Raw genomic sequence first — 19,981 nt, 5'->3', positions numbered from 1 at the left:
TATAAAGGAGTCCAATCATGCCAGATTTAGCACTGTTTCCTTCTAGGATAACTATTGACGGTTTTGTTTATGACAAGCAGGGGTACAATGACATTGGTGGCGTCTTCTATAATTCCAAAGATAATCCATCCGATATCACAAGCAAGTTCATCAGCCTTTATCCTGATGGCAAGCTTACCTATCTCTTCGACGGACTTGAGTTTATCTGGAATAAGGATTTCCAGGTTGTGAAATCATGAAAGCGCATAAAATCGCCAGGGTCTTCATTATAAAAGATCCTGGCGTTTAATATGTTCATATCTCCATTTGAATAATGAAAAAAGCGCCAAAACTTTCATTACAAAGATTCTGACGCTTATTTTTCTATTTATGCTTCTTTATCGATAATGCTATTATCTTTTTTTATCTTTGAAATTAGTTTAGTATATTGGTCAATATTCTTTTCTACACCTATCCCTTTTAAATAACAATTAGCTAATGCTTTTATAGCACGTTCCTCCCCATTTTCACTTGCAATCTGATAAAAATGTACTGCCTGATTTATATTCTTTTCGATTCCTATACCATCAGCAAACATAACCCCAATCATATATGCCGTTTCTGCTTTCCCAGACTTAAAAAGTATTTTCAATCTGGCATCATTTTCATTATTATACTTTTCATATGCTCTTTCATAATATTCAAAAGCGGATGCCTTATCCATTCCTAAATTGTTAGCACCTAACCCGTAAAAATATAAGTCACCTATTTGCTGTAGCTTAGCAGGTTCATTACTATCCAGCCCTTTGTAGTAAAAAACTTTAATATTTTTAGCCTCAATCCCATCAGCTACTGATTCGCCAATAATTCCCGCGCTTAATAAAAACGATATTAATCCACATAAAGAGTCATCTTTTTGTAATTTGAATGCTTTTACGAAGCATTCAGCTGCACTTTTATAGTATCTTGCTCTTACAGTTTTATCCATCGATAGATAATTAAATCCAAGTAATACTTGGATATCTGCCCATTCGACATTTTCGTACATCCACCCGTATTTTTCTATAGCTTCCTTGCGACTCTTACTATCAATAACCATCTCTGGTGAAAAGGTTTTAGAAAATGCAGTTGGCCAATAGCCTCCATTCATTGCCTTAGCAGAATAGCTTTTATGTATTCCCGCAGCAATTCTGAATCTTTCCTTTTCTGTTTCAGATGATACTTCCTCCTTTTTATTCTCTGAAAAAAATGAACTATTGTCCCAAATATAGGAAAAGGCCTCGTTAGCAATCAAATGACAAGCGACCATATCACCTTTATCTGCAAGCTTCCCCACTTGAGAAATTACTTTATTTTTCCAATCTTCAGATTTTTCTTTTTCTCCTTGATTATCAAGGTACTTTGAATACTCTAGTGTACAAAATGGATCCCTTCTTTGAACTCCTAGATTCACATACTTCTCATATAACTCATCACTCTTTTCTGTCGTTCCGTACGCATGGAAATAATAACATGCAGCAAAATAGCATGCCCTTGCATCCCCTGCATCTGCTGCATGAATAAATTTAGGATAAGCTTCAACCAATTTACCTGCATAGAAAAGTTTCTCCGCATTTTCTCGTTCTTGCTTTGCAGATGGATTTGTAAGCGCAAAGTCTCCCTCCTTAATCTTCTTACTAATTAGACTGTTAAGGAAAGAAATAAAAATCTTATTGAGCGTTGTTGTATCATATATTTTTTCAACATTATATTCTATTGCAACTTCCAAAACGACATCTTCTCTAGATATATCATGTTTCTCCACAAAAAACGTCTTTTCTATAACCGCCAAAGCCAAATTTGCATAGTAATTCTCACTTATAGTTGATAATTCTGTATAAACCAACGGCATCTCTTCTTCAGAAATATTACCAACATCCATCAAGAAGTCTATAACATCAATATTCTCACCATTAAGAACATTGTGGTTATTTAAGCTCAGTAGAATATTATTTATCGATCTTCTGTCAGACATAATATCATTATCTAGCTGAGAAAGTATCAAACACATTGCTGTTATTGAGGTGAAACCACTATATTGTTCATTATTTATCTCATTAAGTAATAGTATTAAGTTAGAAATACTTGTTAATTCCTTTTTGAAGCAACGAGCTTGCCCTGCCAGTCTTTGTATATACGAAGCATTGTTGAGAGCAAAATCTGACAAATCTTTGTTTTGGCGAGATGCTTTCAGTACGTATTGGGCTACAATCTGTTGTGCCTGAGCAAGCGTACATATCTGCTCTGCTCTTCTAATTTCACCTTTGTTCGAAAAAGTGATGGTATCCCACAAGCGGGTATACCACTTTTCATGCTTAATCGTTTTGAATTGTTCCTCGGATAATGATAATAATTTCTTTAATGAATCTTCCAATTCCACAATTTTTAAATTATCCTCAGTTGTTTGTATATCTTGATTAATACTCATTGATTTGCCCCATCACTTAAATATCAAAATCAACTAGCAGCTTCTCAATATCATTTTGAACATTTCTTGTCTCTTCAATATTCCGATCTATAACGTAATTATTCTTCTCTATTTCTCTAATACAATAATCTAGATTATAAGTCATCCCACAAACATATCCAGCTGAATCCAAAGTTGCAGCAAAAGCCCCTTTACCAAATATTTCATCTAATATATTCGCAGTTGAACTACTGATATATATCCCTATCGCATTTCCTGTAACAAATCCTATTGTTCCACCTGGTATAAAAATTGTTACTCCGCCCAGAGTACCACCTACCAATGCCCCTTTGATACTATCTTCTGATATTTTCTTAAATGCTTCTTCTCTTGTTATTTCGTCATTGCGATAGCGTATATATGTTGAAATAGCAGAAGCCGACAAAGAAATGGCACCTCCGACAATTGCCCCATGAAAAGCATGTTTTCCTACCTGCATTGCAGTAGGTTTTGTATATGCCTGTCCTTCTGTCATTTTTCTCTCTAGTCGCTTATTAGACTTCCTAATACTTTCAACATTATTTTTTTCTTCAACCGGATTTATTAGACCTGCATCAGCAGCAGCGATTTTTGTTCCTTCAGGTCCATATATTATATCCTTAGAAGTAGCATACCCTTTATCAATTGCTTTTTTTACATCAGCAATTCCTGTACTATTCTTTGTCATAGGATTTGATGATGCCTTTATGGTAGTTCTACTAATTTGTTTACCAGTAAACCTATTATATGTAACCCCATCAATGCCTGGAGCATTGTTTGATAACAATTCGCTTTTTTCCCAAAGCGAAGATATCTGCCCTTGTTTTTGCCTCAACCACTCGACTTCTTCAGAATATCCTGTTAATTTCGATTCTAAACTTATAAGTGTACGCGGTTTTTCTTTTGCAGTTTCATATACATATTCTATATATGATTTAGCACTATTCGGTGTTGAAAAATAGCCTGCTTTTGAAAAAGGTTCCTCATCCAATCGTCTGAAAACCTGAATATCTCGGGCAAATTGTTTTGTTCCTTCATAAGAAAGATTACTGCCAATCATCGCATTTATCTCTTGCGCAACTTTATCTAATGCTTGTGTAGTAACAAGACACTCCTCGCCTGCAACGATGGTAAAATTTGCTGCATCAGATAGCCACTCTGGATGATTTTTCAGTTGAATTCTAATCTGCGGGCATATTTCTTCATCTCTATGAAATGATTTACATTTTTCACAATACCAATCCATATTAACCAATCACCTTCCTATTGATAGCAATAAGTTTATCTAGGGCCGACAGCGCCCACACGGCTTAAACCCCTTTTCTATAACCTCATCCCTCGTAGCATCCTCGAAATAAATCTTATTCTTCTCCTTCATATCCTTCACGCTGTCACAATCCGGATAATGAAAAACATGAGAATTCCGGTTTCCTATATAAGAATAAGTCTTCTCAGAAGCAGATCTTGAAACGTTTTCCGCGTCATCTCCGCTTCCAGTCGTAGCAAACTCTTCTAGTGTAAAGGTTGTCTTCCCGTTCTGACTGCCATCATCAGAAACACCCTTTTCATCTGTCTTCTTACTCTGATCCACCTTATAGTTCCGATCCAGCTTATTTGATCCATCAGAATAATCAATAATCACACCAGGCTGCACGTTATAGCAGAAAACATTGAAGCTAACGCCCTTACCACCATCCTCAACGGACAATGCCTCGATCTTCACGCCATCGCACAGCAGATTATTCCCTTCAAATACTGGAGTAACCCTGTACATTACATGATTACCGGTGGTTCTGATATAATCAGCGACTTCATTCTCATAAGGCAGCATGCCCTCGACATTGAAATATCTTGTGCCGGTTATCAGGTTCTGCTCATTGGCATTCTCACCCGTCAGCTGGAATCCGATCATATGGCATCTGTTATAAAGATACGGAGGATCAGAGTCTACAAGTCCGGGATATTTCTCCTGTTCCCAACCGGTCGGTCTTACCATACTTATGGACTCGCGGTCCTTTGTAGGCATGAGGTCCTTACCAATACTTGCCATCGCAGGAGTGCATCTGCCAAGATCATCCAGTTCACCATAGCTTTCAAAAGATATCTTTGTTATCTCGCTCTTGGTAAACTCCGGCTTATTATCATTTATCTCTACTGAAGGGTTACCGCTATAAGCAGGAATCGTCTGATCAGCAGTTTTCTCACCGCCTGCAGCGCATGTCCCCAGAATATTTGCGCATAGTAATGCTGTTATCAGAGTTACAGAGCCTATCATTTTTGAGAAGAAAATGTTTCTCACAGCATACCTCCGCTACTATGTACCAAACCTATTACAATCGTTTACCACGAATTCTTTAGAAAGGAGTACCCCGGCTGATCACACGCAATCCCCTACCAGGCTGCTGGCCCATGGCCACAGATTCCTACTACCCAGAGGATGATCATTTCATTCGGAATCTGCAAATTATGTCAAACAGATCAATCAAAACTCATCTTCAAAATCGTCAGCATCAAAACCGGCATCTTCAAGTGCCTCGCGACGTTCTTCCTGGTCCATCATCTCCAGATCATCTCTGGACAAGCCCGCCATTTCAAGCTCGTCATCAATCTCATCATCTTCGCTGGTGCTTGAACTGCTATCATCTGCGAAAAGTGCATCATTTATAAACGCCCACTCGCCACCATCTATATGGCCATCATGGTTAAGATCAAAGGGTGTATTTCCAAACATATCATCAAAAGGTCCTGTCATAACATGCCTCCTTAAATAGCTCCACAACACAGCCAACACTATTCAGTGGTTATCGTTCCAGTAGTCCTCTGCTGCATCGTATGCCTCGTCCTCATCTTCGTAATCGTCCTCGTAATCATAGAACTCTTCATACTTGTCATCAGCAAAGTCCTGGGCTGATTTATAATCATGAACTCCGTAATAGTCGTAACTCTTCTTTGATTTACCAGAACTGCTCTTCTTTTTGGAAGAACTCTTGCTACTATAAGAGCTACTACTTGATGTATCCTTAGGCTTATGCTCGTAACAGTAGATACTTCCTGTGCTTCTCTTCCTGGTGCAGCCTGCCTTAGCGCAATGCTTTGTACTTGTGTTAGAAGAATAGCTCTTATTGCTTGAATATGAGCTACTGCTGGAAGATCCGCCCTTATGCTCATAGCAGTAAATACTTCCGGTGCTTCTTTTCCTTGTACATCCGGACTTAGCGCACTGACTGTTGTATGCCAAAGTGCTCACAGATGTAGTTCCAAATATGGTAATTGCAACAGCGAATGCTATTAAAAGACTAATTATTGATTTCTTCATAACTTACCGCCTCCTTCTCTTACTTGAAAACGGTGTGGTTCCTCTTTATACAAGAATAAACCTGATTTATCTACAAATACACACCCGTTTCGGCGAAATATAACGTTTTATTTTCCCTGCGCTACATTAGTTAAAAGCACCATCTTTGTGGCAGATTTCATAATATTCACAGATGCAGCAAAAGTGCTTGCAATGCTTGTTATGTCCGCGCACACATTTTTTAACCCAATACACAAATCGCTTCATAGAGCCTCCTTTTCACCTGACAACCAGCGGCATCATAAGCAACATGGTCATCAGGATTGCTGCCGGTATACCAATTGTCACAAACCCAAAAGCCTTTCCCATACTGGAATTCTCCCTTCTCTTCAGCTGCATATCTACGTGTCTTCTTTTGATAATACAATTATCCCGCTTTACATGTCCTATAAAAATGACAGCTGTTAATCAGGTGACAAACCTCGGAGAAAGTCCCTTTTGAGCAGGTAAAAAGGGAGGCATAGTGTCTCCCTTACGCAGGCTCATATGAAGTTATAATTTACAAAGATCCTCGATCCATTCCCTCCTCTGAATAACCTCAAGCCATTCCTTTGGAATCCCATCATCTCCGTAAAAAAGTCCCGCTAAACCTCCTGCAATGGCACCTATAGTATCGGTGTCATCTCCAAGATTAACCGCTTTCAGCTCGCAGCTTTTGAAGGAATCAGTTGTAATAAGCGACCAGATAGCTGCTTCAATGGTATCAACTACATAGCCGCTGCTCTTAATCTGAGACTCCAGGACTTCTGAAAACTTCTTCATATCCCGTAGTCTGTCATAATGCGAAAGTTCTGATGTATCCTGCAAAAACTCCTTATAGAACTCAAATCCTTTATCAAAGCCTATCTGCAGTCTTTCCGAAAGAGATCCTTCTTCATCTAACACACTTTTTACACAGGAATAATAAAGTCCACAAGCTATCTGTCCTCTTATATGGTTATGGGTCAGCCCGGCTACCTGATGGATCATGGAAACCGCATCTTCGTCCGTAAGTTTATTCTCATATGCAAACAGGCATGCCGGGAGAATCCTCATCAGAGAACCGTTTCCGTTATCACGTTCAGTGGTACCACCGCAGCTTTTCAAATCATCACCCTTCATGTAGCGGACAATAGCCGCCATCGTACCATGTCCCACATCAAAAGCTTCACCAAATGGCGTATATTCGCCGTTCCTAATCCATCTGACAAACCTGTTCATGATATCCTGAAGGACAATACCACTTTTATTCCTGATACTGTCAAGAAGCGCCAGAGTCATACTACTGTCATCAGTCCATGTTCCTACCGGCATATCATAAGTGCCGTGTCCGATCATGGTTGTCACAGGATCTGCCCGAACCTCTTCCCTGGACATGAACTGCACAGGACAACCCAGAGCATCACCCACAACAACTCCCATTATTCCGGATAGCCATATATTATCAGAACTCTTTCTGCCTGCATTAAATTCCATCACAAAAACCACGCTCCTTTTATACCTCTGACCTCATCCTTCCAATCTCATCGCATCGTATCATCTCCTGCGTTGACCACTACGCTTTGCATAATCCTCACGAATCTCAGCATCCCATTCGCAGCAGTTAAGCTCCTCTTCAGCGTCCATGGCGCTTCCTGCCATCATAACCGAGCAGACTGCCTTTGATACACCTGCATAAAGATTTGCAGTACCTACTGAATCGTGCATATAGTTGACCGCTCTCTCCTTTTTAATGCCAAATCGCTGTGCCTCAGCATAGGAATCAATATTCGCGCCTATGAAAATAAACTGCCATCCATATTTCTTCTGCTCATGCTGGATCATCTTCTTGATCTGACCGTAGGAATATCTGCAGCTGGCATTTTCCATTCCATCAGTTGTTATCACGAAAATAGTCTTCTCCGGTCTCTTATCCTTGGAAGCATTCTTGTGTGCATTTACTGTATGCTTTATTGCTCCGCCAACTGCATCCAGTAACGCCGTGCATCCTCTGACGTAGTATTCATCAGGAGTTATATCCTTAACATCTCTGATATCAACTCTGTTATGAAGGACCTCTGTCACATCATCGAAAAGGATCGTTGATACGTATGCCTTTTCTCCTGTCTCGCGCTGCTTCTTTATCATGGAATTAAAACCGCCTATTGTATCCAGCTCCAGTCCGCCCATTGATCCGCTTCTGTCCAGTATATAAACAATCTCTGTATAACCTTTACTCATCTTGATACCTCCATCGTAACAATCATTTGTTTTCTACCGGCCCCTCTGCAGCGGAGCTCTATCTGATAATGTCATGTTACTATGGTGGCAAATAAAAATGGTCAACCGACAGGCGACCATTTTCCTCATCCCTTCGACAGCGGATCCAGTCCGTAATCAAAGAGTGTTATATCTATTTTCATAACGTTATAGTCCTCATGGATTATGAAATACTTGACCACAACATCCGTCTGCGAAATCGGGGACAACGCATATCCCGCGAGTCTTAAGAAATCCACCGTCTCATCCAGGTTTAATCTTAGCCCAACAGCCAGGGAAAGCACTTTTTCCTTGGAAGGCTTAACCTGTCCTTTCAGGAGCTTAGAAAAGTACTGCTTGGAAATATTGGCAACCGCATAGATCTCAGAGTTCTTCAGCCCCTTCTTGTTAATCAGCTGCTGCAGATGTTTCTCAAAGGAATCCGTATACATCTCCTTAAGAGCATCATCAAGGGACTGTGACTCTTTGGCTGTGCCAAACATCATCTCAGCCTGGCACTCCATGGGAGCGGATTCTTTAGCTTTACCCATCCTTGCGGCTGACATCGCTTTCATTGCATCAGCAAAAATTCCGCGTTTATTCTTACCCTTTTCCCTTGGACCGCCTTGCGTTTTAATGTAATTTGGTTCCGGAAATCCTATTTCATCAGATAGATCCGACTGCTCCTCTTCCCAGTCTTCATCGAATTCCTCTTCTTCATCACGCTCTTCAGAAGTTCCAGCATCTGACTCCTCATCAGAAAAAGCAGTTGCGCACTGCATATACTCCATCGGTTCTTCAGGAATACCATCATACTGATACTCATCCTCAAGAGCTGCACTTACATACTCTTCATCAATAAAACTCTTTACATCATCAAAAATCTTACCAGAAACATGATAGGCATACTCCCCAAAAACAACCAGAGTAATCAGCATTTCATGATCAAGCAGAAACGCCGTAAAAGCGTCAACAGCTATCTGAATCCCAAGTTCCTTTGGAAATCCATAAGTCCCAGTTGCAAGAAGCGGAAAAGCTATAGACTCACATCCATTATCAGCAGCTAGTATAAGCGACTTATCATAGCACTTTCTCAGAAGCTCTGCTTCACCTTTATTTCCGCCTTCCCACCAGGGCCCACTGGCATGAATAATATACTTCGCGTCAAGATCAAAAGCCGGAGTAATACCCACTTCTCCCGGTTCAAGTACTCCTATCTCCCTGCGTGCAGCAAAAAGTTTCTCTTCTCCCGCAGCTTTATATATAGCAGCATCAACACCATCACCTATAGCAACATCAGGATTTGCCGTGTTAACAATGGCATCTGCTTTTACCTTTGTTATGTCATTTCTGATAATTGAAAACGGCATTACATTCTCCCCTCAATAAAAGATACTCTAGCTTATATCACTTATCTTCCCCAGAGAAAATCGCACACTAAATCCGGTCTCATAGCTTTAGTCAAATTCTTTACTTTACTATTCTCAATCTGAATCCAGCCATCAGCCCTTTTGTACAGCGTAATCACGGATCCATCCGTATTTTCAATTGTAAACTTATCTCCTACTTGTTCAGATGCCGGATCCCCTTTTTCTGTGTACTCAAATGAAAAAATCTTACGCCAACCATCCTGAAAATGGCGAATAATCTTGTTATACTTCTGAAAATCTTCTGGATGAATAAGGAAAATATATGATCTCTGAGTTCCTTTGTGATACGTCAGCACCAGATATTTTGCATCTGGAAGAATCTTGCACATAACACTCTTGTGATTATGCCAATCCCATAGCTTTCTTCGTCCCTTGTGACAATAATAGACAACATTTTGTCCTGCTCTGTAGTATTGCTCAACTTCGTCCGGAAGAACATACTTCTCAGCACCTAGCTTACCTGGCTCATTATCCTCCTGCAAACCATTATCAGGATCCATATAAATAAGTTCAGCATCCGTAAGCTCATTTATACTCTCCTGAAACCACGCCATGCGTTCCTGTTCTCTGTCGCTTGGCTTTCCTACAGTATTCAGTACATCTGAGTAAAAAAGCGCCCCTGGAACAATTCCACTACCCTCAATGTCTTTAACAGTTTTATCCTGGTTATCCGCGATTTTTTCAAGTGCATCAAACACTTCAGGCGAATATCTTCTAAACGCCTCATCCTGCAGGTAATTTGTAAATTTACCATCGTTAGAGGCATCGTCTTCAGTCAGATACCAGTTGATCCCAACCTTTATTCCAGCCTCAGCAAAAGCACGAAGAAGCGCATACTTTCCATAATCCCCAATATCACCAACATACTGATTCTTCATCGATATATATCCTCATTTTTACGTTTCTTACAGCTTTGCCTCTATATCCCTGATTCCTCTGCCCATCTCTTCATCATTATGATCCATGATATGACCATAGAACTCGCTAAAAGGCATAACCCTGACATCGTTCACCTCGTAGCGGTCAAATTCAAATCCCCCTTCAGGAACATCAACACGCAGCATGAAAATCGATGCCAAAAGTCCGGTCCCGTCATCCCAATCCTTGATATATTCAAAGGCAAGCTCCAAATCATCAGGCGATACTTTTATCCCAAGTTCTTCTGACAATTCTCTGACCGCAGCCTCCTTTGGAGTTTCATCAGATCTTACTCCGCCACCTGTCATATCCCATTTACCGGGATAATATCTTGCCCGAAGAGACCTCTGCTGGACAACATACTTTCCTTCGCCTTTTCCGGGAGCAGGACTGTCACTTGTCTTCATGATGATAAGAACGTGTTTTATATAATCTCCGGGCTGTTTCTTCTCATGCTTTTCGATTATCTTCCCAGTGGGCTTACCTTCTCTTGTAAAGATTTCAATAAATTCCATATATCAATCCAGAATCGTAATCTATATACTCTATTTTACGAAGTAATTTCAGCAAAAATAATTGATTAATATACCTTGTAACTTCTCATTGTCTTGCTTTGTGAATTTCCTTGCCTTCATAGCCTGTACTATACATTTCCGAACTTTCACATATACATCTTTATTTTCTACTATTTTCTTCAATATCGGATTTCTCAATCTCAATATCCATCTGACATCAAATTTCTCAAAGTCAAAACCCTCGTACTGGTAATAGAAATCAAATTCATCAGATATTCCCACAAAAAGCTCGAACTCATCACGTTGTAACCACCCCAAAAGGCACGCATATCCTACCTGTATCAGCTTTGAATATCTCTTTTTAACAGGATATATTCTCACGCATTTCATATTTGATTCTTCTGCAGTTTCCTTTTTAAGAAGATCAATTAACTGTATTTTTACTTTATCGCTTATCTTATAATTATTCTCCAACAGAAACGTTAATAATTCATAATCAAAATTCTGCTCTATCTCTTTCCCCAACCATGACAATACCTTTTTCTGTTGCGACTTTGTTATATGCCTAAAATAGTGTGATGAAAATAGCTCCTTCTCATTATTATTAATTAGTAGATCAATTCTGTAAGATAACTCCTGCGAAATATAGTTTTTACCATTTGATTGCAAATAATCAGCCAAATTATCATAGGTAACACCTTCGGAATATGGATCATCATATTCTTCCCCTGATTCAAAAGCCTTCCTATGTTCATCAAAATATAAGAGTAACTTTTTTTCAATTATTCTCGTAATTCTAATACTGTTTTTTCCTCTCTCATATATCTGCCATCCCAAGAAATTTACCTTATCTTTTATAGATATATGGTCAAAGTCGTTGGTTAATATAAAAGCACAAACAGATTCGAACAATTTCAGGGAAATATCAATATATCTTAATAAAGCCAAAACATTCTTGATCTTTGTCTGCAAGTAGGAATTCGCCACAAAACTCCCGTTTTCCTTTTGTATCATTTCATAATAATCAACGATATTCCTCACAGCTCGCTCAATAACATTATTATCTTTAAATTCAATTGTTTTAATATCATATCTTCTGAATAGTCTTATTATTTCATCAGGATAAAAGCATTCTATGAAGCAATAAAAATCTATCTCATCAAATGTAATCCTATCGTTCTGCGGCGGAAAATCATCATCAGTAAAAATTTCACATTTATTCTGGATAGAATACTTATGCATCAGAGCTTCCATGATTCTCTTTACGGACTTTTTATATTCAGCAAAAGCATCAACAACCAGAGTGTTTCCCTGTATAAAATGTAAATAATCATTTATCCTACTCAAAGCTCTATCACATGAAGTAGATCCATATTCGATAGTTTTTGATTCAATTACTTCATCTAATTTATCTGCAGATTCGAAAGAGTTATATGCATATTTATATAACAGCGCTGTGGTATGAATATCTTTTAAACTTACATATTTTCTTCTAAACTCAAATGGCAATTTGCTAAATAAATCCTCTATCAGCCTATCATCCAGTAAATCTCCATCGAGTTCCCTCATATATGATCCACGAAAATAAATATTTTTCTTAATTAAAATTTTCAATGAATGGCAATTTATTTCAGCAAAATAAAATGATAGATAGTCTCCTGTAGCAAAAGCTTGTCTTGCTACCTCTATAAACAATTTTAAGGCTTCTTTATACCTATATAGTTTATACAAATAATATGCTTTTTTGATATTACTATCCAATGTCTTATATTGTTTGCTTACATATTTATTCATTTTTTTGTATTTAAACAGCAGACAGTTTTCATCACCAAATTGAATATCAAAATGCTTAATCTTATAGTGTTCATATTCATCAAAAATTGCCCAGAGGCATGCCTTTTCAAAAACTCTCTTTATAGTATTAAACATCCGCAATTCGTTTACATCCAGCTTGCATCTGTCTATTTCATTCATTCGATCTATTTCTATAAATCTCACAAATATTTGTTTATTCTCCCATACTCTTAAAACTCCATTGTTATCTATATAAACATCATATTTAGATAATTTCCTAGAAACATCTTCATGCCTTAATGCTTTTAGTTTATTCAGTGGTTCTAACAAATGAAACAGTACCCCAAAAGCTTCCTCAGCACTTTTTTCTGAAATATCATAAGAATCATATCTCTTTAATGCATCAAAGAATAGTTGGTATCTATTCAAATAATCTACATTTTTCTCTCCAATTTTATAATACTCTATTACAGCCAATCCTCTTGACTCATGGTATTGTAATTCCTCCTTAGTCAATACATCATCAACATACAGAAAAATAGGTTTTCTAAAATCTTCCTTTAGGAGTTCTTTTGCCCAATTAAGAATCAACTTGATATTGTAATCGCCTAAGCTATAACCAATAAATACAACTGTATTTGTTGAAAAAATAGACTTTAATAATGTTTCTATAAGCTTGAATTTTTCACTATAGTTTAAATAATCTTCTTCTTTTAATACAAAGTTTTTATTTCTAAAATCACCATGTATTTTAAGAATGTATCTATCCCCAGCGATAGAAGGAACATCCTTATCACGTGCAACCACTCTCAATATTTGGCAGAACTTAGCAGCAGCATCCTCCAATAACGTGTCATAATTTGTAGTTATAAATGATACAGGATTAAGATCAAACATCTCCTTATGAATTGGAGTTGGCATTAATTCTTTACCGTCTATTTTACTTTCTACAAACTTGTAATATTCATCTTTATCTTCCAACGAATAATAATACATCTGTGGGATTTTTAAATAATCTTCTGGTGTATATTCTTTCTTGGGTTTAATTCCCAGCTTTACGCTTATATCACTTATAAGTTCACCCCATCCCGGAGCACCAGCTAGTTTAGAAACTCCTGCTCCAACAAAGAACGTAAGTGAATTGCTCTGTGAAGCATCCATAATTCTAGTAAATTCGTTTTCGTACATATAGACCTTCCTTTTGATATATTAAAATTACATTCACTTAATAATTCATTAACATATACCCAACTCTTAAACTCTGCTGCATCATTTCTACTGGTTTGCTTTGCTCATTCCTATCTGCGTTCTTTATCCAAACAACATCCGGTATGAGCTTATTCACACTAAACTGCTTATATTGATGTGAATTACTTTTCTGAACAATATGCCCTACAAACTTCCTTATCTTGTAAAACCTCAATATGCTCAACTTTTCCTCGCTATTGCATTGACCCACATCTCAGCTTCCCTGCCGGGTCTGTTATCAGTACCAACCTCATTGAAAAGAATCTCAAATCCCGCATCCTCGAATAGCTTAACTATGCTTTTTTCATTAAAATCGCTGAATCTGCGGTCTCCACGCATCTTAGTACCATCGCCATATTTGAACGAAGCATATATAACTCCGCCGCTCTTAAGAGAAACATTAAGCTTCTTCATTGTCTCCGGAAGCTGATCTACCGGCACATGAAGAAGTGATGCGCAAGCCCAGACTCCATCAAATTCATTATGAAAATCGATATCCTCAAACCTCATATCCAGAACTTCCTGTCCCAGATATTCAGAGGCTCTCTTCCTCATTTCCCCTGATGCATCAAAGGCTGTTACCTCAAAACCTGCCTCCATAAATGCCTTACTATCTCGTCCACTTCCACAACCTGCATCCAAAACATGGCCATGCTCAGGAAGTAGTGCTATGAACCGATCCCTCTCGTATGACATATCTGCGTTAACACTTCCGGCAAAGAACGAGTCAGCATTCATGTCATAATACTCGACGTTCTTATCAACCATCGCTTCAGCAATCTTTGAAAGAAGTGCCAGATCCGCAGGAAGCCAGTCCACGCTCCTAAGGTCATTAACCTCAAGCCACTTAGCTGCTTCATGCTCCAAAAGTTGGAGCTTACCTTCTGCAACAGTTGCCCAGTAACAGTTCATATGTAGGTGAAAAGTCTCATAATCATAATCGATGACATCTATCAGATCATGGACCTCAATATCCGCACCAAGCTCTTCTCGAATCTCTCTCACAAGTGCTTCTTCAGGAGTTTCACCTTCTTCAATCTTTCCTCCGGGAAATTCCCAGCCATCCTTATAATCCCCATATCCACGCTGGGTTGCAAATATCTTCGTTTTTCTTTTGTAATCATCACAGATTATTGCTGCGACTACGTTAACAGTTTTCATGCCTTTATCTCTCGCTGTTTTTTCTTAAAAATCTGTTTCTATCATAATCTTTACTAGTATGTATTTTAGCATTAATGCAATTTGGGAGACAGCATCCACCATCTCCCATTTGCTATACGTAAAGACAACCACAAAACACCCAATCCTTGTAGAAAGGAGGTATCAGATCTCCATCTGATATATACACAATACTCTTTTATGTGTCCCATAAATATACCAGTATCACAAAAGAGCATTTTCCCATTCACTCTCTTTGAAACCGGTCAGCACATTTTTATCAGTAATAAGCAGCGGTCTCTTCACAATCATCCCATCAGATGCAAGAAGCATAAACTGATCATCTTCACTCATTTCCGGTAAGCGCTTGGATAATTCCATATCTTTATAAATCTTACCGCTGGTATTGAAAAACCTCTTCAGTGGTAATCCACTCTTTTTATGAAGTTTTCGCAAAGTTGTCTCATCAGGATGATTCTCTTTAATATCAATCAGCTCATATTCAATTTTGTTATTATCAAGCCATTTAAGAGCCTTCTTACATGTAGAACATTTTGAATAGCAATATACCTTATTCATGTACACCTCCATAAGCATCAATTTTCTTGCGTCATCCTACTTCCAGTTTGCTTGTTTTTTTAATGTATTTAGCAGGTATCGGATTATCCAGGTGCCATGTTATGCTCATCGGCCTGCTTCCATAATGGCTTACATACTTTGCAGTTCCAAGATATGTGTACGGAGCTGCACCTGCGATATCCTTCTTAAACTCTCTGACAAATAGCAGAATCTTGCTTCCATACTTCACATGATTTATATACCTTTGACCAGTAGGTGACGTATCAGAAGTCGTGCTCTGACTCTGCCAATGGAAGAACTCCTCATTGATAGAGTAGTCGTTGTACATAGTGGTGGGTGAATAATCCTTATCTGACTTATTGAGAGTTACAAAGAAAGTATCAACCTTCTTATCCTCAAGCCACTTAGTACCCTCTCTTACAGTCTGCGGCTTCATAAAATCCATAGCCACAAGGATCTGATCTCTGGTATATGTACAGTATAATTCAAGTGGACAATCAAATCCCAGATTCACTTCATCACCTACCACATCTATTCTCTCAAGATTGTAGTTAAGGATTTCCATCAGCTCACTAAACATATTTTTGCTGTTACAAAGCTCAGCCAAATTCTGTTTAACTTCCGGAGCGTTCCAATCGTCTACCGTACTCTGCCAAAGCGTCACATAGAACATCTGCATCATCCGCTTCTCAGCATCAGATAACATACCGATATTGATATTACTTAACCTTGGCAAGACATCCAGTAAAAACCGGATCCATTTCGCAGAATCCACAGCGATAAACTTTGCAAATGCCTTTGTCATTTTCTCTTCAATCGATTCATTGAAATCACTGATCACACCGGCATCAGCACAAAGTCTCACAAAGGAGTATTTGGCATAAATACTATATGGACTCAGATGATAGTAGCTCAGGAAGTTCTTCAGAGAAAGCTCTAATCCGCTATCCTCTGTAAATGCCTCAATTCTTGATACAAGTCCTGCCCTGCTATCAAAGGACTGCTTTATATTGTTCAGAATAACCTGAGACGCCTTCTTTTCCAGCTGCACATAACAGCCCTTTGGAAGTGCTGTAAATCCATGTTTTATTTCATACTGCACACTATGGTTTGTATTAGCAAGCAGCGCTGAAAACTTCTCTTCAAAGTTGTATTTCTTATTTGCCTGTCCTATAAAATCAAGAACTGTCAGACATTCCTTTCCATCCGACAAACGCAGGCCTCTTCCAAGCTGCTGTAAGAACACCGTAAGTGATTCCGTAGGTCTTAGGAACAAAACAGTCTCAACTTCCGGAATATCTATACCTTCATTGTACAGATCTACGACAAAGATAAACTTCATTTCTCCAGACAATAGCATTTTCTTAGCATTGGCCCTGTCATCATCTGAAGAGCTCGATGTAAGCGCTATTGCCGGAATTCCCTTTTCGTTAAAGTAGTCACTCATGAACTTTGCGTGCTCTATGGAGACACAGAATCCCAGACCATGAACACTGTCCATATCCGTCACATACTTATATAAAGAATTGATGATATGATTTGCTCGTTTTTCTGCAATAGTTCTATTCAGTGAATACAAGTTACTAAGCTCAGACTTATCATAACCGCCTCTGACCCATCTTACCTCTGACAAATCTGTCTCATCTGATACTCCAAAATACTGGAACGGGCACAATAGCTTTCTCTCAATTGCCTCAGGAAGTCTGATCTCAGCAGCTATTCTGCCATCAAAGTAATCCAGGACGTTCTTTCCATCCATACGTTCCGGTGTAGCTGTGAGCCCCAACAATATTTGCGGTTTGAATGAGCTTAACAGCCCTTGATAGGTAGGTGCCGCAGCATGGTGGAACTCATCAACGACAATAAAGTCGTAATAATCCGGTGACATTATCTCAAACAATTTCTGTGAAGCCACAGTCTGTATCGATACAAAGAGGTGATCCAAGTTTTCCGGCTTCTCACCACCAACATACAGCTCACCAAAATTGGGATTTTTTAAAACTGCTCGGAATACTTCTCTACTCTGTCTCAGGATTTCTTCCCTGTGCACTACAAAAAGTAGTTTATTCTGTTTCTCTGGATTTCTCTTGCAAAATCTCCTGTAGTCAAAAGCTGCTATAAGCGTTTTTCCTGTACCTGTGGCAGCCACCACAAGATTCTTATTTCTGCCTCTAATTCTTCTCTCGGCATCGAGCCTATCCAATATCTCCTGCTGATACGGATAAGGGTTGATGTCTACGATAAAACCATAACCCTCTGTCTTTTCCCCATGTCTCTCCGCTTGTAATGCCTTCCTCAATTTGTCATAGCTATCATGAGTATATTTTTCAAAAGTTGTTGAATTCCAATAGCTGTCAAAAGTAGCCTCTATCTTCTGTATTGTTGGGGCCATATCCTTTGTAGTCACTTTAATATTCCACTCCAGACCGCTGGACATAGCTACGTTAGACATGTTGGATGAACCTACATATGCAGTAGTAAAGCCTGTCTTTCTATAAAAAATATATGCCTTAGCATGAAGCCTGGTTCGCTTAGTATCATAGGATATGCGCACTTCGGTGCCAGGAAGCTTGCTAAGCTCTTCGATAGCTTTAACATCCGTAGCTCCCATATAAGAAGTTGTGATTATCCGAAGCTGCCCACCACGATCAACAAAATCTTTTAGCTCTTTAAACAGAAGCCGCAAACCGCTCCATTTTATGAAGGAGACCAACATATCGATTCTATCTGCAGTTTCCATTTCCTTCCGAAGTTCAGAATACATCTGCGGTTCATGAATAGCCCCGGTAAACAGGCTACTCTGAGCAACTGATGTTTCTGGACGCACTATATCCTTAGCATTACGCTGGCCAATCTTGTACATAGGATCATTTTCTGAAAGCAGTGCAAGAAGCTGCTCAGCACTATCAGCTACTGCCAATTCCTTCAGATCATTTAGATCATTTTCTTCTGATATCAGACCAACGACCTTATTAACCAGATCAATCTTCGCCTCAAGATTTTCATCATCAGAAATACGATCCAGAGCCTTATGAAGAACTTCCGAAACATACTTAGAAAGGATCTCAGATGCTTCAGCTCCATCAATCTTCTCAACTCGCTTTAGATCATCTGAAGATCCTGTAAGCTCTGACTGTATCTGTTTATTTATGACCTGCTCGTATAATCCTGGTTCCAACATATGTATCCCCTCACGCCAGTATACTGACCTTTATGTTAAACACTCATTTTCTTTGGCGTCCATATTTCGTTATAGCCATTTTTCTGAGCCCAAGTGTAAATCATTTTTATACGCCTTGCTGATTCCTTATTACTCTGATCCCTCTCAATCATGATCTCATTCCGCTCAGATATCTTAGTAAGGAAATCAACCTGGGCCAACTTATCTCTCTTCTTGTTATTACACTCAGGACAAGCCAGGACAAAGTTCCAAATTTGATCATCTTTTATAAACGACCATGGAATAAAATGATCCACCTCTACGCTATGTTTCGTGACAGGCTTGCCACAATAGAAGCATTTATTTTCGAATTCTTGGAATAGAATATCCCTGTAATACGCAAGACTACTACGGGTGCGGAGGGTGCTCTCATCAATTTTGCTAAGAAGATGATCTACGGCGCTATCCTCATTAACTCTCTCAAGAAACTTCGCCCATTCATAATAGTTAAGCTTCTCTATAGCCACCTTATGCTTACAAACGAACTCGTACATCCTTGGATTAATCCTGATCCACTCGCCCTTCTTGGAAAATGAATAAAACAGCCCACCAAGATCTGCATACAATGCACCAACAACATTTTCCTTACATTTCATTTTGACCTTATGACAGATATCAATACGCATATCTTCTGATAAACTCTCAAAGGGAATATCTTCAAGAATGTCATATTTTGCTTTGCCATATAAAAGCGCATTCTCCAATTCTGACCGGCGATTTAGTTTACCAGGTTTCTTCTGTCTGATATGATGCTTCAAAACCAGGTTCCAGTAAATTTCTGCAAACTTTGCAAAAAGCTGATCAAAAGTCAGTACCAGCTTACTATCGGTGTTATATAAATTGTCCAGAATAGATTTCAGAAATCCAAATTTATAACTTGTATCATTTACGGATTTACTTGAAAAAAGGTATGCAAAAGCAGACCACATCTCATCATCTGATAGTGGTCTGTCTTCGTACTCTGCTTCTTTTAACAAGTATCCTGCTGCCATATCTAATTTAATATCTCCGATACTTTATTGTTATAACCGTATAACTAATTATATACTGCCTGCACTTATAAAATCATTATTATCTAAATAT

At 38.7% G+C, this 19,981-nt stretch carries 15 protein-coding genes and 2 pseudogenes; 1 reads left to right on the top strand and 16 read right to left on the bottom strand.

Annotated features, from left to right (window positions below; all coding sequences use genetic code 11):
- Nucleotides 1-17: 17 nt before the first annotated feature.
- The gene (locus BMW61_RS12480) at nucleotides 18-239 is read left to right on the top strand and encodes a hypothetical protein (RefSeq protein ID WP_091822426.1); all 222 of its coding nucleotides are present in this window, start codon (nucleotides 18-20) and stop codon (nucleotides 237-239) included.
- A gap of 128 nt (nucleotides 240-367) precedes the next feature.
- Here the strand turns inward: BMW61_RS12480 and BMW61_RS12475 are convergent, their stop codons facing one another.
- The 16 genes and pseudogenes from BMW61_RS12475 to BMW61_RS12395 form a co-directional block, all read right to left on the bottom strand.
- Nucleotides 368-2,446: a tetratricopeptide repeat protein gene (locus tag BMW61_RS12475; RefSeq protein ID WP_091822423.1), complete on the bottom strand. Its 2,079-nt coding sequence runs from the start codon at nucleotides 2,444-2,446 to the stop codon at nucleotides 368-370.
- Nucleotides 2,447-2,462: 16 nt separating this feature from the next.
- Nucleotides 2,463-3,710: a hypothetical protein gene (locus BMW61_RS12470; protein WP_091822420.1), complete on the bottom strand. Its 1,248-nt coding sequence runs from the start codon at nucleotides 3,708-3,710 to the stop codon at nucleotides 2,463-2,465.
- Between the two features lie 39 nt (nucleotides 3,711-3,749).
- Nucleotides 3,750-4,763, bottom strand: coding sequence for a DNA/RNA non-specific endonuclease (locus tag BMW61_RS12465; RefSeq protein ID WP_242876733.1), 1,014 nt, complete (start codon nucleotides 4,761-4,763; stop codon nucleotides 3,750-3,752).
- A 183-nt stretch (nucleotides 4,764-4,946) separates the two neighbouring features.
- A complete protein-coding gene (locus BMW61_RS12460) occupies nucleotides 4,947-5,216 on the bottom strand; it encodes a uroporphyrin-III methyltransferase (protein ID WP_242876731.1) in 270 nt (89 codons plus the stop codon).
- A 42-nt stretch (nucleotides 5,217-5,258) separates the two neighbouring features.
- Nucleotides 5,259-5,780, bottom strand: a complete 522-nt coding sequence (locus tag BMW61_RS12455; RefSeq protein WP_091822418.1) for a hypothetical protein — start codon at nucleotides 5,778-5,780, stop codon at nucleotides 5,259-5,261.
- A 531-nt stretch (nucleotides 5,781-6,311) separates the two neighbouring features.
- Nucleotides 6,312-7,274, bottom strand: a complete 963-nt coding sequence (locus BMW61_RS12450) for an ADP-ribosylglycohydrolase family protein (protein ID WP_091822415.1) — start codon at nucleotides 7,272-7,274, stop codon at nucleotides 6,312-6,314.
- Nucleotides 7,275-7,334: 60 nt separating this feature from the next.
- Nucleotides 7,335-8,018 carry a vWA domain-containing protein gene (locus BMW61_RS12445; RefSeq protein ID WP_091822412.1) on the bottom strand — a complete coding sequence of 228 codons (684 nt, stop codon included), beginning with the start codon at nucleotides 8,016-8,018 and terminating at the stop codon, nucleotides 7,335-7,337.
- A gap of 125 nt (nucleotides 8,019-8,143) precedes the next feature.
- Entirely contained in the window at nucleotides 8,144-9,406 is a 1,263-nt protein-coding gene (locus BMW61_RS22510) for a macro domain-containing protein (RefSeq protein ID WP_242876729.1), read from the bottom strand.
- Between the two features lie 41 nt (nucleotides 9,407-9,447).
- On the bottom strand, nucleotides 9,448-10,344 hold the full coding sequence (locus tag BMW61_RS12430) for a hypothetical protein (RefSeq protein ID WP_091822409.1): 897 nt from the start codon (nucleotides 10,342-10,344) through the stop codon (nucleotides 9,448-9,450).
- Between the two features lie 27 nt (nucleotides 10,345-10,371).
- Nucleotides 10,372-10,899, bottom strand: coding sequence for an NUDIX domain-containing protein (locus BMW61_RS12425; protein WP_091822406.1), 528 nt, complete (start codon nucleotides 10,897-10,899; stop codon nucleotides 10,372-10,374).
- 48 nt (nucleotides 10,900-10,947) lie between these two features.
- Nucleotides 10,948-13,881 carry an SIR2 family protein gene (locus BMW61_RS12420; RefSeq protein ID WP_091822403.1) on the bottom strand — a complete coding sequence of 978 codons (2,934 nt, stop codon included), beginning with the start codon at nucleotides 13,879-13,881 and terminating at the stop codon, nucleotides 10,948-10,950.
- A 240-nt stretch (nucleotides 13,882-14,121) separates the two neighbouring features.
- Nucleotides 14,122-14,625, bottom strand: a pseudogene (locus BMW61_RS22945) (class I SAM-dependent methyltransferase); the annotation flags it as partial.
- 81 nt (nucleotides 14,626-14,706) lie between these two features.
- Nucleotides 14,707-15,102, bottom strand: a pseudogene (locus tag BMW61_RS22940) ((deoxy)nucleoside triphosphate pyrophosphohydrolase); the annotation flags it as partial.
- 222 nt (nucleotides 15,103-15,324) lie between these two features.
- Nucleotides 15,325-15,678: an arsenate reductase family protein gene (locus BMW61_RS12405; RefSeq protein ID WP_091822395.1), complete on the bottom strand. Its 354-nt coding sequence runs from the start codon at nucleotides 15,676-15,678 to the stop codon at nucleotides 15,325-15,327.
- A gap of 31 nt (nucleotides 15,679-15,709) precedes the next feature.
- A complete protein-coding gene (locus tag BMW61_RS12400) occupies nucleotides 15,710-18,859 on the bottom strand; it encodes a DEAD/DEAH box helicase (RefSeq protein WP_091822392.1) in 3,150 nt (1,049 codons plus the stop codon).
- A 35-nt stretch (nucleotides 18,860-18,894) separates the two neighbouring features.
- Nucleotides 18,895-19,890, bottom strand: coding sequence for an HNH endonuclease (locus tag BMW61_RS12395; RefSeq protein WP_091822389.1), 996 nt, complete (start codon nucleotides 19,888-19,890; stop codon nucleotides 18,895-18,897).
- Nucleotides 19,891-19,981 lie beyond the last annotated feature (91 nt).

The sequence above is a fragment of the Butyrivibrio sp. ob235 genome (assembly GCF_900109475.1).
In the GTDB taxonomy this organism is placed as follows: Bacteria; Bacillota; Clostridia; order Lachnospirales; family Lachnospiraceae; genus Butyrivibrio.
Note: the sequence above shows the minus strand (reverse complement) of the source record. Positions and strands in the feature narration are given on the sequence as shown.

Coding starts and splice junctions, on each gene's coding strand:
- BMW61_RS12480 (WP_091822426.1), top strand. CDS start 18: ATGCCAGATTTAGCACTGTTTCCTTCTAGGATAACTATTGACGGTTTT.
- BMW61_RS12475 (WP_091822423.1), bottom strand. CDS start 2,446: ATGAGTATTAATCAAGATATACAAACAACTGAGGATAATTTAAAAATT.
- BMW61_RS12470 (WP_091822420.1), bottom strand. CDS start 3,710: ATGGATTGGTATTGTGAAAAATGTAAATCATTTCATAGAGATGAAGAA.
- BMW61_RS12460 (WP_242876731.1), bottom strand. CDS start 5,216: ATGACAGGACCTTTTGATGATATGTTTGGAAATACACCCTTTGATCTT.
- BMW61_RS12455 (WP_091822418.1), bottom strand. CDS start 5,780: ATGAAGAAATCAATAATTAGTCTTTTAATAGCATTCGCTGTTGCAATT.
- BMW61_RS12450 (WP_091822415.1), bottom strand. CDS start 7,274: ATGGAATTTAATGCAGGCAGAAAGAGTTCTGATAATATATGGCTATCC.
- BMW61_RS12445 (WP_091822412.1), bottom strand. CDS start 8,018: ATGAGTAAAGGTTATACAGAGATTGTTTATATACTGGACAGAAGCGGA.
- BMW61_RS22510 (WP_242876729.1), bottom strand. CDS start 9,406: ATGCCGTTTTCAATTATCAGAAATGACATAACAAAGGTAAAAGCAGAT.
- BMW61_RS12430 (WP_091822409.1), bottom strand. CDS start 10,344: ATGAAGAATCAGTATGTTGGTGATATTGGGGATTATGGAAAGTATGCG.
- BMW61_RS12425 (WP_091822406.1), bottom strand. CDS start 10,899: ATGGAATTTATTGAAATCTTTACAAGAGAAGGTAAGCCCACTGGGAAG.
- BMW61_RS12420 (WP_091822403.1), bottom strand. CDS start 13,881: ATGTACGAAAACGAATTTACTAGAATTATGGATGCTTCACAGAGCAAT.
- BMW61_RS12405 (WP_091822395.1), bottom strand. CDS start 15,678: ATGAATAAGGTATATTGCTATTCAAAATGTTCTACATGTAAGAAGGCT.
- BMW61_RS12400 (WP_091822392.1), bottom strand. CDS start 18,859: ATGTTGGAACCAGGATTATACGAGCAGGTCATAAATAAACAGATACAG.
- BMW61_RS12395 (WP_091822389.1), bottom strand. CDS start 19,890: ATGGCAGCAGGATACTTGTTAAAAGAAGCAGAGTACGAAGACAGACCA.